The sequence below is a fragment of the Jeotgalicoccus sp. S0W5 genome, from assembly GCF_011634875.1.
Classification (GTDB): Bacteria; Bacillota; Bacilli; order Staphylococcales; family Salinicoccaceae; genus Jeotgalicoccus; species Jeotgalicoccus marinus.
Window position 1 is genome coordinate 284,011 of record NZ_SIRQ01000003.1, and the last position, 16,658, is coordinate 300,668.

Annotated in this window: 19 protein-coding genes; 17 read left to right on the forward strand and 2 right to left on the reverse strand. The window is 34.6% G+C overall.

Going from position 1 to position 16,658, the window contains the following annotated elements; translation table 11 throughout:
• Window positions 1-67: 67 nt before the first annotated feature.
• From EYB29_RS03715 to EYB29_RS03765, 11 genes are all read left to right on the forward strand, one after another.
• Complete coding sequence (locus EYB29_RS03715; protein ID WP_026866455.1) at window positions 68-592, forward strand: YqeG family HAD IIIA-type phosphatase; 525 nt, start codon at window positions 68-70, stop codon at window positions 590-592.
• 1 nt (window position 593) lies between these two features.
• The gene (yqeH, locus tag EYB29_RS03720; protein ID WP_166626620.1) at window positions 594-1,700 is read left to right on the forward strand and encodes a ribosome biogenesis GTPase YqeH; all 1,107 of its coding nucleotides are present in this window, start codon (window positions 594-596) and stop codon (window positions 1,698-1,700) included.
• 1 nt (window position 1,701) lies between these two features.
• On the forward strand, window positions 1,702-2,499 hold the full coding sequence (gene aroE / locus EYB29_RS03725; protein ID WP_166626621.1) for a shikimate dehydrogenase: 798 nt from the start codon (window positions 1,702-1,704) through the stop codon (window positions 2,497-2,499).
• The gene (yhbY, locus tag EYB29_RS03730) at window positions 2,499-2,792 is read left to right on the forward strand and encodes a ribosome assembly RNA-binding protein YhbY (RefSeq protein WP_026866452.1); all 294 of its coding nucleotides are present in this window, start codon (window positions 2,499-2,501) and stop codon (window positions 2,790-2,792) included. Before aroE ends, yhbY begins: the two co-directional genes overlap by 1 nt.
• Window positions 2,789-3,352: a nicotinate (nicotinamide) nucleotide adenylyltransferase gene (gene nadD, locus EYB29_RS03735; protein ID WP_166626622.1), complete on the forward strand. Its 564-nt coding sequence runs from the start codon at window positions 2,789-2,791 to the stop codon at window positions 3,350-3,352. The genes yhbY and nadD overlap by 4 nt, the downstream gene beginning before the upstream one ends.
• Window positions 3,342-3,911: a bis(5'-nucleosyl)-tetraphosphatase (symmetrical) YqeK gene (yqeK, locus tag EYB29_RS03740; RefSeq protein ID WP_026866450.1), complete on the forward strand. Its 570-nt coding sequence runs from the start codon at window positions 3,342-3,344 to the stop codon at window positions 3,909-3,911. Before nadD ends, yqeK begins: the two co-directional genes overlap by 11 nt.
• A 4-nt stretch (window positions 3,912-3,915) precedes the next feature.
• On the forward strand, window positions 3,916-4,257 hold the full coding sequence (gene rsfS, locus EYB29_RS03745) for a ribosome silencing factor (protein ID WP_026866449.1): 342 nt from the start codon (window positions 3,916-3,918) through the stop codon (window positions 4,255-4,257).
• The gene (locus EYB29_RS03750; protein ID WP_026866448.1) at window positions 4,250-4,969 is read left to right on the forward strand and encodes a class I SAM-dependent DNA methyltransferase; all 720 of its coding nucleotides are present in this window, start codon (window positions 4,250-4,252) and stop codon (window positions 4,967-4,969) included. Before rsfS ends, EYB29_RS03750 begins: the two co-directional genes overlap by 8 nt.
• Window positions 4,970-5,055: 86 nt before the next feature.
• Window positions 5,056-5,691, forward strand: coding sequence for a ComEA family DNA-binding protein (locus EYB29_RS03755; RefSeq protein WP_166626623.1), 636 nt, complete (start codon window positions 5,056-5,058; stop codon window positions 5,689-5,691).
• 8 nt (window positions 5,692-5,699) lie between these two features.
• Window positions 5,700-6,158 (forward strand): ComE operon protein 2, encoded by a 459-nt coding sequence (locus EYB29_RS03760; protein WP_026866446.1) that lies wholly within the window; start codon window positions 5,700-5,702, stop codon window positions 6,156-6,158.
• Entirely contained in the window at window positions 6,158-8,413 is a 2,256-nt protein-coding gene (locus tag EYB29_RS03765) for a DNA internalization-related competence protein ComEC/Rec2 (protein WP_166626624.1), read from the forward strand. The genes EYB29_RS03760 and EYB29_RS03765 overlap by 1 nt, the downstream gene beginning before the upstream one ends.
• Before the next feature lie 7 nt (window positions 8,414-8,420).
• Here EYB29_RS03765 and EYB29_RS03770 read toward each other — a convergent pair whose 3' ends face one another.
• Window positions 8,421-8,555 carry a YqzM family protein gene (locus EYB29_RS03770; RefSeq protein WP_084145711.1) on the reverse strand — a complete coding sequence of 45 codons (135 nt, stop codon included), beginning with the start codon at window positions 8,553-8,555 and terminating at the stop codon, window positions 8,421-8,423.
• Between the two features lie 89 nt (window positions 8,556-8,644).
• On the opposite strand from EYB29_RS03770, the gene holA reads away from it, so the two are divergent.
• On the forward strand, window positions 8,645-9,607 hold the full coding sequence (holA, locus tag EYB29_RS03775; RefSeq protein WP_166626625.1) for a DNA polymerase III subunit delta: 963 nt from the start codon (window positions 8,645-8,647) through the stop codon (window positions 9,605-9,607).
• Between the two features lie 42 nt (window positions 9,608-9,649).
• Here the strand turns inward: holA and rpsT are convergent, their stop codons facing one another.
• Window positions 9,650-9,895, reverse strand: a complete 246-nt coding sequence (rpsT, locus tag EYB29_RS03780; protein ID WP_026866443.1) for a 30S ribosomal protein S20 — start codon at window positions 9,893-9,895, stop codon at window positions 9,650-9,652.
• Window positions 9,896-10,057: 162 nt separating this feature from the next.
• Here rpsT and lepA point away from each other — a divergent pair, with 162 nt between their 5' ends.
• The 5 genes from lepA to dnaK all read left to right on the forward strand — a co-directional run bounded on the left by lepA (window position 10,058) and on the right by dnaK (window position 16,589).
• The gene (lepA, locus tag EYB29_RS03785; protein WP_166626626.1) at window positions 10,058-11,881 is read left to right on the forward strand and encodes a translation elongation factor 4; all 1,824 of its coding nucleotides are present in this window, start codon (window positions 10,058-10,060) and stop codon (window positions 11,879-11,881) included.
• Between the two features lie 58 nt (window positions 11,882-11,939).
• A complete protein-coding gene (gene hemW / locus EYB29_RS03790; RefSeq protein WP_166626627.1) occupies window positions 11,940-13,052 on the forward strand; it encodes a radical SAM family heme chaperone HemW in 1,113 nt (370 codons plus the stop codon).
• Between the two features lie 92 nt (window positions 13,053-13,144).
• Window positions 13,145-14,113, forward strand: coding sequence for a heat-inducible transcriptional repressor HrcA (hrcA, locus tag EYB29_RS03795; protein ID WP_166626628.1), 969 nt, complete (start codon window positions 13,145-13,147; stop codon window positions 14,111-14,113).
• A 3-nt stretch (window positions 14,114-14,116) separates the two neighbouring features.
• Window positions 14,117-14,713, forward strand: coding sequence for a nucleotide exchange factor GrpE (gene grpE / locus EYB29_RS03800; protein ID WP_166626629.1), 597 nt, complete (start codon window positions 14,117-14,119; stop codon window positions 14,711-14,713).
• A gap of 31 nt (window positions 14,714-14,744) precedes the next feature.
• Complete coding sequence (gene dnaK, locus EYB29_RS03805) at window positions 14,745-16,589, forward strand: molecular chaperone DnaK (RefSeq protein WP_026866438.1); 1,845 nt, start codon at window positions 14,745-14,747, stop codon at window positions 16,587-16,589.
• Window positions 16,590-16,658: the final 69 nt, after the last annotated feature.

Sequence of the window (16,658 nt, forward strand, 5' to 3'; positions counted from 1 at the left end):
TAAAATGCGCACCTTAAACTATTTAAGGTGCTTTTTTTGTGTATTATCACTAATTTGGAGAGAGCTTATGACAATTATTGAAGATAAATTTTTACCTAGCCATTTTGTGAATAGATATGAAGATATTACTGTTGAATTTTTAAAAGCGCATAATATTAGTGCTGTCATGACGGATTTAGATAATACCTTGGTTGCTTTTGACGAAGCGGATGCAGATGATAATGTGCTTAAGTGGATTCAGTCACTTGAAGCTTCCAATATCAAGTTGCTCATCTTATCAAATGGACGTCATGAGAGAGTAAAAGCATTTGCTGAACCGCATGGTATAGATTATATTGATAGTGCTAGAAAACCAATGCTTGCAAACTTTCATAAAGGCTTGAAATTATTAGGTACTAAAAAGAAAAATACTGTGATGGTCGGAGACCAGTTAATGACAGACGTACTGGGTGCAAATCGGGTTGGCATAAAAAGTGTACTCGTTATCCCTGTCAAAGAAAAAGATGGATGGGCGACCTACTTAAACCGCCGTATAGAACGTGTTATAATGAAGTACTTTAAGAAAAAGAACATGATTACCTGGGAGGATTAATTTGACAGACATAAAATGTATCGGTTGTGGCAGTGTACTCCAAACCAATGATAAGAATAAAGAAGGTTATATAACAGAGTCTGGCTTAAAGAAAGATGAACCTATTTGTCAGCGTTGTTACCGCTTAAGACATTATAATGAGGTACAAGAAGTCTCTATGGATTCTGGCGACTTCTTAACCATGTTGAATTCACTTTATGAAACAGATAGCTTAATTGTAAAGGTCATCGATGTATTTGATTTTGAGGGTAGTATTATACCATCATTTAATCGAATCGTCGGAAAAAAACAGGTCTTAGCAGTCATTAACAAAATTGACTTATTGCCAAAATCAACGAATACATCTAGATTAGTTGAACGTGCCAAAAAAATGCTTAAGGACGAAGGTATAACTGCAAATGATACGATAGCAATCAGTGCACTTAAAGGAAAACACTTAGATGAATTATTGAAAAAGATAAGTAGTATGGCACAAGGTAAGGATGTCTATATTGTCGGTACGACAAATGTTGGGAAATCTACTTTAATCAATAAACTACTAGAAGATAATACGGGCTTAAAACATGTGATCACGACAAGCAATGTTCCAGGGACTACACTTGGCATGATTGATATTCCTCTCGGTGATAATCAAACGATGTATGACACACCAGGTATTGTTGTGGATTCACAAATCTCACATTTTGTAAAAGCAAGTGACTTAAAATTTGTATCTCCAACAAAAGAGATTAAATCAAAGACTTTTCAGTTGAATAGTGATCAAACTCTGTTTATCGGTAATCTTGGACGTATAGACTATACAGAAGGTGGCTCAAATAGTTTTTCTGTCTACTGTAGTCAACACCTTACCGTTCACCGAACTAAAACGACAAATGCCTATGACTTTTACAGTAAGCATTTCAATGAATTGTTGGCACCCCCAACCATAGAAGAAGATTTCTTAACGTCAAATTACGACGAATATCAATTCGATTTACATGGTGCGAGTGATGTATTGATTAGTGGTCTAGCCTTTATTTCTGTGGCAAAGAAAGCGAAGGTAAGTGTTCGAGTACCTAAAGATGTAAATGTTACCGTACGACCGACCATTTTTAAAGGAGTGCAGTAAGATGAACTATGCTGTAATCGGTTATCCTATAAAACATACCATGTCACCACTTATACACCAAACAAACTTTGACGCCTTAAAAAATGAGTCGACTTATACTGCCCATGAAGTCCTAGCAGAAGACATTAAAGATATAAAAAAATGGATCATGGACAGTGAATTATCGGGCATTAATGTGACGGTGCCACATAAGGAAACCATCATGGCTCACTTAGACTATATCGATCCTAAGGCGATAAAAATTGGTGCTGTGAACACTGTTCATTATAAAGACGGTGAATTACATGGGTATAATACCGATGTAACAGGATATATAGCTGCCTTTAATGCAGCATTTGGGAAAAAAAAAGAACGTCATATCTTAATTCTAGGTGCTGGCGGTGCAGCAAAAGCAGTCCACAGAGCACATATTGATCATGGTGATATTGTTACAATTGTTGCTAGAAGACTTGAAAGTTTTGCTACGTTTAAGTCTGATGATTTTACAGGTATTGTGACAAACGATTTTACAAACCGGCATTATGATGCTGTCATTAATGCTACACCTATAGGGTTAAATCATGAAGATGTATTTGAAACAATGGGCATTGATCCATCATTTATTGATGATGATACAGTGGGTATGGATTTAATTTATAATCCGAAAACAACACCATTCATGACATATTTTAAGCACAGTATTAATGGGTTAGATATGCTAGTTAATCAAGCGATGGATGCCTATAAAATTTGGACAGGGCAAACTGGTGACACTAAATCAGTAAAAGACAAATTAGAAAAATATATGGAGGAATCATAATGACATTGACAGGAAAACAAAAGCGCTACTTAAGATCACTCGCTCATCATGAAAAACCACTATTTCAAATTGGGAAAAATGGTGTGACTGAGAATTTTATTGCACAAGTGGACGATGTCATGATCAAAAGAGAATTAATTAAAATTTCTGTACTACAAAATTGTTTAGAAGATAAAGATTCTATTGCAAAAGCGCTAGAATCAGCAACCGGTGCTGAAATTGTTCAAATTATGGGAAATACTATCGTATTATATAGAGAATCTGATGAACATAAAGAGATAGAATTACCATGAAAATAGGCATTTTCGGCGGAACTTTTGATCCTGTTCACAATGGACATATCAATGCCTTTGTGGAAGCATATATTGGTCTGAATTTAGACCAGATCATTATCGTTCCGACTTATGTTTCACCTTTAAAAAATTCGGCAAATTCAAGTGATTCTGAGCGTTTAGAAATGCTTAGGCTTGCCGTTGAACCTTTCGAATTTGTTTCTATTGATACAAGTGAATTAGAACGTGCAGAAGTCACTTATACTTTTGATACTTTAAGCACTTTAAAGTCAAAATATCTTAATGATGACTTGTATTTCATTATTGGTACAGATCATTATTTAAATTTTGACAAATGGGCGCATTCAGAAGCACTCCATAATTTAGCTCAATTTGTGGTCATTAATCGTGATGATTCAAACCTTGAAATTAAATCACCATTCAAATATTTAAAAACAAATATTGTTGAAGTATCATCTACAACAATCAGAGAGCGACTTAAGACGAATACAGAAATACAACACCTTGTTAATCCAAACGTATTTAAGTTTATAAAGGAGCAGCGTATTTATGAAACGTAAGGAAGCTTTAAAAGTTTCAGAAGAAAAATTACCAAAAAAACGTTTTAAACATTGCCAAAGGGTAGCTGAAACTGCAGAAAAAATGGCAAAGATTTTTAACGCAGATAAAGATAAAGTATATCTTGCAGGTGTATTACATGATTATTCCAAGTATGATGACCTTGGCAAGATGTATCAAACTGTTCAATCTGAAGGCTTAGATCCTGAATTATTAGAGTACAAATCAGAAGTATTACATGGTCCGATTGCAGCAGTTAAAGTTAAGAATAAATTTGGTCTAGATGACCCAGATGTACTTTTAGCAATTACCCACCATACCTCTGGGGCAAAGCAGATGGGTATCATTGAAAAAATTATATTTGTTGCGGATTATATTGAGCCCGAAAGAAGTCAGCCAGGTGTAGATTTCATCAGGGATATAATTTATAAAGAAGAAAATATTGACCGAGCTGTATATCAGATTACTAAAGCAAATATGCAGCATTTACTAGAAAAAGATCAAACCATTTATTATAAAACATTAGAGTGCTTGAATTATTACAATATGGCTAAGGAGTGAAAGTATGGATAGCAATAAGCTATTAGATTTAATGGTTGAGGCCGTGGATGATAAACGTGCCCTCGACATAAAAGTTTACGATGTAAAAGATCATAGTCCTGTGACAGATTATTTTGTAATATGTCACGGTAATTCAGAACGACAAACGCAAGCAATTTCTGATGAAATCAGAGATGTCGCTTTTAAGAATAACCTTGATGTAAAAATTGAAGGCCATAAAGAAGGGCAGTGGATTCTCTGTGATGTAGGAGACGTGATTGTTCACGTATTTATAAAAACTCAAAGAGAATACTACAATTTAGAACGTTTATTCAAGGATGCTGGTGATGACCTTGGACGTGCCTAAATACGAAAATTTTTCTAAAGTTTACGACTTATTTAATGATGAGATGCCATATAACTTATGGCTCGATATCATTAAATACTACGGTGAAAATGTAAACTCAATTTTAGACATAGGCTCAGGTACGGGGACTGTTTTAAATGCATTAAAAGTACCAAGGAAAGTTGGTATCGATAATTCATTAACAATGGTGGAAATTGCTAGAGAAAATGATCCAACATCCGAGTATTTTTGTGACGATATGACTCAATTCGACTTGAGTGAATCCTTTGATATGATCATAGCAACAGCAGATGTACTCAATTATGCAAAAGATGTAACAGCCTTTGGTAATGTACTTCAAAATGCATACAAACATTTGAACAAAGACGGCGTCTTTATCTTTGATGTTCATACAGAATATAAGATGAAAACAGATTTTAACTATGAACTGTATTCTGATTCTAACGATGATGTATTCTATACTTGGCAGACGATACCGGGTGAAGCGGAACTCAGTGTCTGGCATGAATTGACATTTTTCATCAAAGTTCAAAATGATCTCTATGAAAAATTTGAAGAAACACATTATCAACAAACTTATAAGCATAGTGACATATTACAGTTAGCTAATGAGGCCGGCTTTACAATCCATCACTCTTTTAGTGATTTTGATATTGATAATCCATTAACAGAAGTAGCTGAAAGGAATTTCTATATTCTAAAACGACTCTAGGTAAATTAAATAACTTGTCCGATAAAAAGTAAATCCATCTTTTTTTAATATATATAGTATGAGAGCTATTTTAAGGAGGAGATGGATTGGAACTCAAAACCTTTTTCGAACAGTATAAATTTTACCTTGCTGGTGGGGGATTATTCATTGGTTTGGTCATTGTTCTTTTTATCTTTATGAAAGAAGACACTGTGGCTATTGAGGATATCTCTATGAACGTCAGTGAAGATATTGAGGGCAGTGAAGTAGATGCTAAAGTAGCTGACCTAGAAAACATAGAGACGACGGTGTACGTTGAAGTGAAGGGTGCAGTTAACTCACCAGGTGTCTATGAACTTCCAGTTGATGCTAGGGTAAAGAATGCCCTAGATATCGCAAATGTTTCTGAAAATGCAGATCTACTCACCGTTAATCAGTCTAAAAAGCTAACTGATGAAATGGTCATTTATATCCCATTCAAGGGTGAAATTAATCATGAGGAAATCAAACATGCCATGACTGTACCAAGCGCGGAAGAGACGAGTGAGGCAAAAGTTAACATCAATACAGCAAGTTTGGATGAATTGATGACCTTAAACGGTATAGGTGAGAAAAAAGCACAAACGATTATAGAATACCGTGAAGAGACGGGGGTCTTTATGAAATTGGAAGATATAAAGAACATTCCAGGTATTGGTGATAAGACGTTTCTAACTTTAGAACCACATATTACAATAGAATGAGGTGCTTTATGAGAATAAATTGGCATGAATATTTTATGGCCCAAGCAATGTTATTATCCCTTCGTTCAACTTGTCAGAGATTAAGTGTAGGTGCAACGATTGTCAAAGACAATCGCATTATAGCAGGCGGCTATAATGGTTCGGTTTCAGGTGAAGTTCACTGTATAGATGAAGGATGTTATGTAGAGGATGGTCATTGTATACGTACCATCCATGCTGAAATAAATGGACTGCTCCAATGCTCAAAATTTGGTGTCTCAACTGAAGGTGCATCAGTGTATGTGACACATTTCCCATGTGTGCATTGTACAAAATCATTAATTCAGGCAGGTATCAGTAACATTTATTATCGGGAAAATTATAAAAACCATCCTTATGCGATAGAGTTATTAGAAAAGAATAATATAAACTATGAACTGATAGAAACAGACACGGAAAAAGTAAAAGCTTATTTCGAAGCCTTGTAATGGTCTTACTATACATATTCTTAGCTGTTGTCATTGGTTATATCTTTTTAGAAAGCCCATTTTTGGGCTTCTTTTTTTATGCAATTTTAATGTGGAGTAGTCGAGTGAATAGATTCTCCTTAAAATTTTTAAGTTTCCTGTCAATAGTCATTATTGTTGTTATCTTATTAATTAATCAGCTAGACGTGACGTTAGAAGAAAAGAGAATTGATTACTTGCACATCATAGACTACAAATATTATAAAGATAGTATTCACTACATAGTAGAAAATAACAATGAAACATATGAACTATATATTGAAGAAGGTCTAGATATAATACCACTTGGTTCTAAGTGTACAGGGAGTTTTAATACTAGTATTCCTGAAGAACAAAGAAATTTTGTAAAGAAGGATAGTCGAACATCTTTAATTTTAAATGAGTTAAGTGGACGAATTTATTTAGACAATTTATCTGGTGTAGAGTGTAAGGAAGCGGATCTCAACTTAAAAACAAAAATAAATCAAATTAGATTTATTTATATGAGTAAGGTTTTGAATATTACTGAATACGACTATAAATTTGACATGCTCACATTGGCAGTTGGAAATAAGTCTTACATAACATCTGAATTTTTTGATGCTTTACAAAAGTTAGGTATATATCACCTTTATGTTATATCGGGGACGCATGTTGCGTTTTTAAGTGCTTTTATATATGGTGCATTGAAAATGATCAGAACACCAGTGCACTACATTAAAATTATATTGATTATCGTCTTACTATGCTTCTTCTTAATTAATTTTTTCAGTCCGAGTGTCCTAAGAGCTGTTTTTATGGGTGTATGCCTTTTGGTTTGCTCCTTCTTCGATAAAAAACCTTATATGACGATAATTTCATTAAGTGCCTTGGTTCAAGTACTTATAAATCCGTCAGTAATGTACCATGCAGGATTTCAGTTATCATATGTAACCACTTATTTTATTCTTTTAACTCGGCCACTGTTCATGCAGTTTTCAAGTATTGGTCAACTTGTCATTATTACAGTTATATGTGAATTATCCACGATTGTTATTGTACTGTTACATTTTAATGAAATAAGTTTAAGTGGCTTAATATTAAATATTATTTTTGTGCCGTTCTTTTCTTTTATTATTTTCCCTAGTGTACTCATCTTTAATTTTTTAAGCTTTATACATCTACCTGTATTTATGGACGAAATTTACAATTTTACTTTCAGCTGTATTAAGCGTTTGATTGATTTTCTAAGCCATAGTTTTAAACATAGAATGCCAATTAAAAATTTACATCCTCTAAGTACGCTAGTCCTCTTTATCTTAAGTTATGGTTTGATTATTTTCACTTTAAAAAAATCGTATTTTAAAATATTTACTGCTACTGTAATGATGACGATTGTCTTATATACAAATCATCAAAATTTTACACAAAATTACACACTTACCATGGTAGACGTTGGACAAGGGGATGCCTTTATAATTGAGGATTATAGAGCAAATAAGACCATTTTAATTGATACTGGAGGGCAATTCTTACATAACAAACAAGTAATTCCCTTAAGTGAAAAAACAGTACTACCTTATTTAAAAGAACAAGGTATTGATAAACTTGATTTGATTGTAGTCAGTCATTTAGATATTGATCACAGTGGTGAATTGTTAAATATTTTATCTAAGATAGATTCAACAAATATCCTTATGAATACTAATGATGAGAAGTTTGAGGAGTGGTCGAGTAGTATCCCTAAAGAATACCTAAGTAAAATAATAGATAGTCGAAATATAGAGGATTTTATGGTGGGTACGATATACATTCAACATCTGTATAGTATGGATGTGCTTGATGATTCAAATAACCAATCCGTCGTGTTGAAAGTGACCTTAGATCAGTTTAAAGTACTGTTTACTGGTGACATAGGAATTGAACGTGAAGCGGATTTGGTTGGTAAATATAATTTAGAAAGTGACATATTAAAAGTCGGACATCATGGTAGTGATACTTCGTCATCTTTAGATTTTATAGAGGCAGTAGAGCCAGATATCGCACTCATTTCAGCTGGTGTTAATAATCGTTATGGTCATCCGCATAATAGCGTGATAGAAAATTTAGAAGGCATAAGAACTTATTTAACAGCTGATAGCGGTATGGTGAAGTTCGGCATTAAAGATGGTACAATATGTACTCATGAAAAATTAACTCAACGACAGTCTTGCTTACAAAAAGACATAAAAAAAGAGCCAGTTAACGGCTCTAAATAAGCTTAGCTTAACCTGCTATGATAGAGAAAATTTGAGGAATGATGTAGATTACAGTAAAACCAATAAATCCTACGATAAAACCGAGGCCTGAATCAATTACATCATTATTTTTAGATTGTACATTTTTTTCAAATTTATTCATGTAATTACCCCCTAAACACTTACCTATAGTATAGGATAAATTAAAGAAAAAAGCTATAATATATTTATAAATTTAAAGGAGCCTTATAAATGGAATTGCTACAATTAATGTACGGCACCAATATCATACGGATTGAAGATGAGGTTAAAAAAATCGCTAAAAGTTATGCAGGTGACTTAGATGACTTCAATTTCACTCGTTTGAATCTAAAAGAAACATCTATTGAAACGGTTGTAGAAGAGGCTCAAACCTTACCATTTTTGACAGATAGAAAAGTGTTGGTCATTGATGATGCGCTTATATTTACTGCAAACAAGAATACAGGTTCTGTCAATCATAATATCGACTTGTTACTTGATTATTTAACAAAAAAGAATGATGATACAATGATTCTTTTTACTGTGTACACAGAGAAGCTTGATAACCGAAAAAAACTAACGAAAGTCTTAAAGGAAAAAGGTAAGGTCACTGAAATTAATGAAATGACTGAACGTGAGCTTTCTTTATATGTTGAAAGTGTCCTTAACCAAGAAAACATTGAGATACATAGTGAGGCATTGGAACTGCTTTTAGAAAGAACGAGCTATAAATATGAAAATGTTCATAATGAACTTTCAAAACTGTTGCTTTATACAGATGGTGACATTACTTTAGAGGATGTTAAAGAAGTTGTTAGTATTTCCCTTGAACAAAATGTATTTTTACTGACAGAATTTATCTTGAAAAATGAAAAGGAAAAAGCAGTACAACTTGGACGCGAACTCATACTTCAAAAAGAAGAGCCGATGAAATTGTTACATCTAATCATAGGACAGTTCCGTTTGTTTTACCAAGTGAAGATTTTAAATCAACAGGGTTATCAAGAGGACAATATCGCCAAAGCATTAAAAGTGCATCCCTACAGGGTGAAGTTGGCGCTTAGACACGTTAGAAAATTCCCTTTAGAAAATCTCTTATCTAAGATGATGCTATGCCGAGATATTGACTATAAATTTAAGTCATCGTATTTAGATCGGAATACTTTATTTGAATTATTTATATTAGAAATATAGGTAAAATAAAAAAACCTTCTTAATGATAAGAAGGTTTTGTGCTTATTTAGCCATTAATTGAGATTTTACACGGTTAGCTTTGTTTGCATGAATGTGATTGTTTTTCACAGCTTTATCAATAAGTTTTACAGCTTGTGATACTAAAGCGTCTGTGTTTTCAGCATTTTCAGCTTTAGCTGTTTCAGCACGTTTTACAGCAGTACGCATTGCATTTTTTTGTGCAATGTTTGCTTCTTGTGCTGATTGGTTCGTTTTCACACGTTTGATAGCTGATTTAATATTAGGCATAATGTCACCTCCGACATAAAGTTGTACAACTTTTATTGCAACACAAGATATTTTACCAAATATACGATGCTTATGCAATAATCAATCCGAAATGAATTGAAGTTAATGTGCAGCATTGATATAATTATAGCATTGCAAACACGAGGAAAGTTGGATTTTTATATGGATAAACAGGAACGGTTAAAAAGACAAAAGAATATAAGGAACTTTTCAATCATCGCTCACATTGACCATGGTAAATCATCACTTGCTGATAGATTATTAGAAAATACTAAAAGTGTTGATGCGAGAGATATGAAATCACAACTTCTTGATTCTATGGATCTTGAAAGAGAACGCGGTATTACCATTAAACTTAACGCAGTACGTTTAAAGTATACAGCTAAAGACGGAGAAGAGTATACCTTTCATTTAATCGATACGCCGGGTCACGTCGATTTTACATATGAGGTTTCTCGTTCATTGGCAGCATGTGAAGGGGCAATCTTAGTTGTCGATGCAGCTCAAGGAATTGAGGCACAGACATTAGCTAACGTATACTTGGCTTTAGACAACGATTTAGAACTCATTCCTGTTGTCAATAAAGTCGATCTACCTGCAGCTGAACCTGATAGAGTTGCAGAAGAGATCGAAGATGTAATCGGCTTACCTCAAGAAGACTCTATCTATGCCTCAGCAAAGGCAAATATAGGTATCGAGGAAATATTAGAGCGTATTGTAGATGCTGTGCCTGCACCGGACGGTGATATCGATGCACCGCTTAAGGCGCTTATCTTTGATTCTTCCTTTGATGCCTATAGAGGTGTAATTTCTTCCATTCGAATTATGGAAGGTTCGGTCAAAGCAGGGGATAAGATCCGTATGATGGCGAGTGGTAAGGAATTTGAAGTGACAGAAGTCGGCATTAATACACCAAAGCAATTACCTGTTGATGATCTATCTGCAGGTGATGTGGGCTATATCATCGCGTCGATTAAAAAAGTTGGGGATTCTTTAGTAGGTGATACAATTACGAATGCAGATAACCCTGCAACTGAACCCCTACAAGGATATAAGAAGATGAATCCGATGGTATATTGTGGTATGTATCCGATTGATTCCAATAAGTACAATGACCTAAGAGAAGCATTGGAGAAACTTGAATTGAATGACTCATCATTACAATATGAGCCGGAAACATCTCAGGCGCTAGGTTTTGGTTTTCGTACTGGTTTCTTAGGCTTACTTCATATGGAGATTGTTCAAGAACGAATTGAGAGAGAATTTGGTATTGAATTGATTGCTACAGCGCCTTCTGTTATTTACAGTGTCGAAATGACTGACTGTGAAGTTATCAATGTCGACAACCCTGCACAAATGCCAGATCCACAAAAAGTGACCAAGATTGAAGAACCCTATGTCAAGGCACAAATTATGGTGCCGAACGATTTCGTAGGATCAGTCATGGAGTTATGTCAAAAGAAACGTGGAAACTTTTTAACGATGGATTACTTAGATGATGTGCGTGTAAATATAATCTACGAAATTCCTTTATCGGAAATTGTATTCGACTTCTTTGATCAATTAAAATCGAATACTAAAGGTTATGCTTCATTAGATTACGATTTAATTGGATATAAAGAGTCTAAATTGGTTAAGATGGATATCTTATTAAATTCTCAAAAAGTCGATGCACTTAGCTTTATTGTCCATAAAGATTTTGCTTATGATAGAGGTAAGGCAATCGTAGAGAAATTAAAAAATATCATTCCAAGACAGCAATTTGAGGTACCAATTCAGGCTGCAATTGGACAAAAGATTGTCTCTAGAACTAACATTAAATCTATGGGTAAAAATGTCCTATCTAAATGTTATGGTGGGGATATTACCCGTAAGAAGAAATTGTTAGAGAAACAAAAAGAAGGTAAGAAGAAAATGAAAGCCGTGGGTAATGTTGAAATCCCACAAGAAGCTTTCTTAGCCGTCTTAAAAATGGATGACGAATAAATTAATCAGAACAAAGGAGAAATCGACGGATTTCTCCTTTAGTTTTAGGAGGACGCATATGGATAGCATGTATATCCACATTCCTTTTTGTAATCGCATATGTACTTATTGTGATTTTAATAAGGTACTAATTAAAAATCAGCCTGTTGATGAATATATAGATGCATTAATTTTAGAGTTGAAAACTTATGGCAAGTTAACTTTAAAAACAATCTATGTTGGTGGCGGTACACCGACCGCTCTAAATGAAACTCAGTTAGATAGACTACTCAGCTTTGTTACTGAACAGTTTACTGTGACAGAGGAATTTACATTTGAAGCTAATCCAGATGAGCTGACGAGTACTAAGTTAGATATATTAAAAAATTACGGTGTCAACAGAGTTAGTCTCGGTGTGCAGACCTTTAATAATGAATTATTGAAAGTACTTGGACGTACACATAGCTTTGACGATATCTTTCAAAGTATAAATCACCTAGAGAAAATTGGACTATCTAATTATTCTTTAGATTTAATGTACAATCTACCTGGGGAGACATTTGAAGATATCGATATGAGTTTAAAGTATGTAAAAGAACTGAAACCTAAACATATTTCATGGTATTCATTGATCATTGAACCACATACAGTGTTCTATAACAAAATTAGGCAAGGTAAGATGTCCATTGCAGGAAGTTTAGAAGAGGGCGAAAAATATAATAAGGTGATAAATGATTTAGCTGCACTCGGTTATCCACAATATGAGATCTCTAATTTCGCAACTTTAGAGCATGAGTCGACCCATAATAAGACTTACTGGTTAAATGAACCATATATTGGCGCAGGAGCTGGTAGCCACGGCTACACTGGTGAGTATAGATATTACAACATTAAGCCTGTCCCACACTATATAAAAAGCATGAATGAAACAGGTTCTGTAGTTAAAGAAAAATTAGATCTTTCTTTAAATGATAAGTATGAAGAAGAAATGTTCTTAGGCCTTCGGTTAAATAAAGGTGTTAGCGAAAAAAGATTTATTGAAAAGTACGGTTTGACTATAGAGGATGTTTACGGGCCAACAATAGATAAGTTGAAGTCCAAACAGTTGATTATTCAAAGTCGTGGATTTGTAAGTTTAACTGAGTCAGGACGTATGATTGGTAATGATGTATTCGCTGAATTCTTGCTCTAAAAAAGAAGAAACGTTTACCCTTGACATACTTTGACCTATTTGATAAATTATTATTAGCACTTAAGAGAGAAGAGTGCTAATGAGGTGATTACTTGCTAACGAACAGGCAGCAAATCATTTTGAAATTTATCGTAGATGATTTCTTGGATGTAATGACACCTATTAGTTCAAAGTATTTATTAGACAAATACAAATTTGATGTATCGAGTGCAACAATAAGAAATGAAATGGCAGCACTTGAAAGAGCAGGATTTTTACTAAAGGCTCACACGTCTTCGGGACGAATGCCATCGAGAAAAGCTTTGAAATTCTACATCGAAGAACAAAAAGCTATGATTAAGGCATCACCGCCACAGACAATAGAAATTGTCAGTTCGGTGGATGATATTGAGGCTTTTACACAGACGCTTGCAACATCTATAAGTAAAGAAACAGGCTATTTAACTCAAGTATCAGCAAGTTCTGATGATGAAAAGGTAAAAGGTATGTACATCACACCTCTAACCGACAGTGCGGGTATTGCGATTATCGTCTTGAATACAGGGAGTGTAAAACAGCTTCCAGTAAGGACGGGAAAACATGTTTCAGTTGACGATTTATCAAAACTGAGTAATCTATTTTCTAGTTTACTTAAAGATAAGCGTTTAGATGATTCATTGTTTATTTTAAATGAGCATACAGTTGTACCGCATGAAATCCGAAATTTATATGATCAGTTGACTGCACAAATCGCTGCTGCTGTAGAACAGCCAAAGCGTACAGTCGGCTATGCAGGTTTTAACTATCTCTTGAGTGATATGAAAGATGAAGTAGAGACCTTAGAACATATTTACGAGGATATTGAGTCAGAATCATTGCAACAAACTGTAGAAAAGTTATCATCTAATGATGTAAGTATTTATTTTGGTGATGAGTTGGATGATAGTTACAAGGCTGTTTCAGTCATTACAACTAATTTTGAGCATCAAGGACTGAGTGGTAATTTGATGGTGATTGGCCCGGAATTAATGGGGTACAAGCACGTCATTAACTTACTTCACTCATTTAAAAAAGGAGTGTAGACTTTGACAGAAGAGAAGAAGGATGTCACTTCAGAAGAACTTGACACGGAGACAGTTGATTCTGCTAAGGAAGAATCGGTAGAGGTTTCCACTGAAACTGATGATAATACAACAGAAGCTGTCTCGAATGAATCTGAAGAAGAAAAACAAGAAAATGTAATTGCTGAACTTAAAAATGAAGTTGAAGCAACTGAAAACAAGTATTTAAAACTTTATGCGGAATTTGAAAACTACAAACGCCGTACTAGGCAAGAAGCTGAGATTAACAACAAATATAAAGATCAAAAATTTGCTGAAAATCTCTTGCCGGTCATTGATAACCTAGAACGTGCACTCAGCATCGAAGGCGATACTGAGAGTTTTGAAGCTTTAAATAAGGGTGTTGAAATGGTCTATAATAACTTATTAGACACATTAAAAAACCATGATATTAAAGCAATTGAAGCACTAGATCAGCCATTTGATCCTAATTTCCATCAAGCAGTGATGACAGAAGCTGTGGAAGGTAAGGATGCTGGTTTAGTCGTAGAAGAATTCCAAAAAGGATATATTTTAAAAGACCGTGTCATTCGACCTACAATGGTCAAAGTGAGCGAGTAATAATATTTAATATAATGGAGGCTATATAATTATGAGTAAAGTAATTGGAATAGACTTAGGAACAACAAACTCAGTAGTATCAGTATTAGAAGGTGGAGAACCAAAAGTAATTCAAAACGCTGAAGGTAACCGTACAACGCCTTCTGTTGTATCATTTAAAAATGGTGAAAGACAAGTTGGTGAAGTAGCTAAACGTCAGGCGATTACAAACCCTAACACAATCTTGTCAATTAAAAGACACATGGGTACTGAGCATGTAGAGAAAATTGAAGACAAAGAATATACACCTCAAGAGATTTCAGCAATGATCTTACAAAACTTAAAAGAAACAGCTGAAAGTTACCTTGGTGAAAAAGTAAGTAAAGCGGTTGTTACAGTACCTGCTTACTTCAACGACTCAGAACGCCAAGCGACTAAAGATGCTGGTAGAATTGCTGGTTTAGAAGTAGAACGTATCATTAACGAACCAACAGCAGCAGCACTTGCATATGGTTTAGATAAGACTGAAAAAGAAGAAAACATTCTCGTATTTGACCTTGGTGGTGGTACATTCGACGTTTCAATTCTTGAACTTGGTGACGGTGTATTTGATGTACTAGCTACAGCAGGAGATAACAGATTAGGTGGGGACGACTTTGATGACATCATCATTGACTACCTAGTAGATTCATTTAAACAAGAAAATGGTATTGACTTATCTAAAGATAAGATGGCAATGCAACGTCTTAAAGATGCTGCAGAAAAAGCGAAAAAAGACTTATCAGGTGTATCTTCAACTCAAGTATCATTACCATTTATTTCTGCTGGAGAAGCAGGTCCTTTACACTTAGAAACAACATTAACACGTGCGAAATTCGATGAGTTAACTCACAAACTCGTTGAAAAAACAATGGGCCCTGTACGTCAAGCACTTAAAGATGCTGGTGTTTCTAAATCAGAAATTGATGAAATTATCTTAGTTGGTGGTTCAACACGTATTCCAGCTGTACAAGATGCAATCACTAAGGAATTAGGTAAAGAGCCTAACCGTAGTGTAAACCCTGACGAAGTTGTCGCTATGGGTGCTGCAGTACAAGGTGGGGTACTCACAGGTGATGTACAAGATGTTGTATTACTTGATGTTACACCACTATCATTAGGTATCGAAACTATGGGTAACGTATCTACAGTACTCATTGAAAGAAATACAACAATCCCAACAAGTAAATCACAAGTGTTCTCAACGGCAGCGGATAACCAACCAGCAGTTGATATTCATGTCGTACAAGGTGAAAGACCAATGGCAAGTGATAACAAGACATTAGGTCGCTTCCAATTGACAGATATTCCACCAGCACCAAAAGGTCAACCTCAAATAGAAGTTACATTCGATATCGATAAAAATGGTATCGTGAATGTTACAGCGACAGACAAAGGTACTGGTAAGGAACAAAAAATCACTATCGAATCAAGCTCTAACTTAACAGATGACGATATCGATAGAATGGTTAAAGAAGCTGAAGAAAATGCAGATGCTGATAAAGCTAAAAAAGAAGAAGCAGACCTTAGAAACGAAGCAGACCAAATGATTTTCTCTGCTGATAAGAGCATTGAAGATCTTGGTGAACAAGTTGAAGAATCAGAAAAAGAACAAATTAACACTGCTAAAGAAGACTTGAAGACTGCTCTAGAAGGTTCTGATTTAGACGCAATCAAAGAGAAAAAAGAAGCGTTAGAACAAGCTTTACACGCAATCACAACAAAACTTTATGAACAAATGGCACAAGAGCAACAAGCAAATGCAGAAGGTGCTGAAGGTTCAGGAGAACAAAAGGCAGACGATGATGTTATCGATGCTGACTACAAAGAAGTAGACGACGAAGACGATAAGAAATAATATAGTTGACCAAAAAAGTCAAAGCCAATGTGTTTGGCTTTGACTTTTTAAATGGTATTATATTGACTG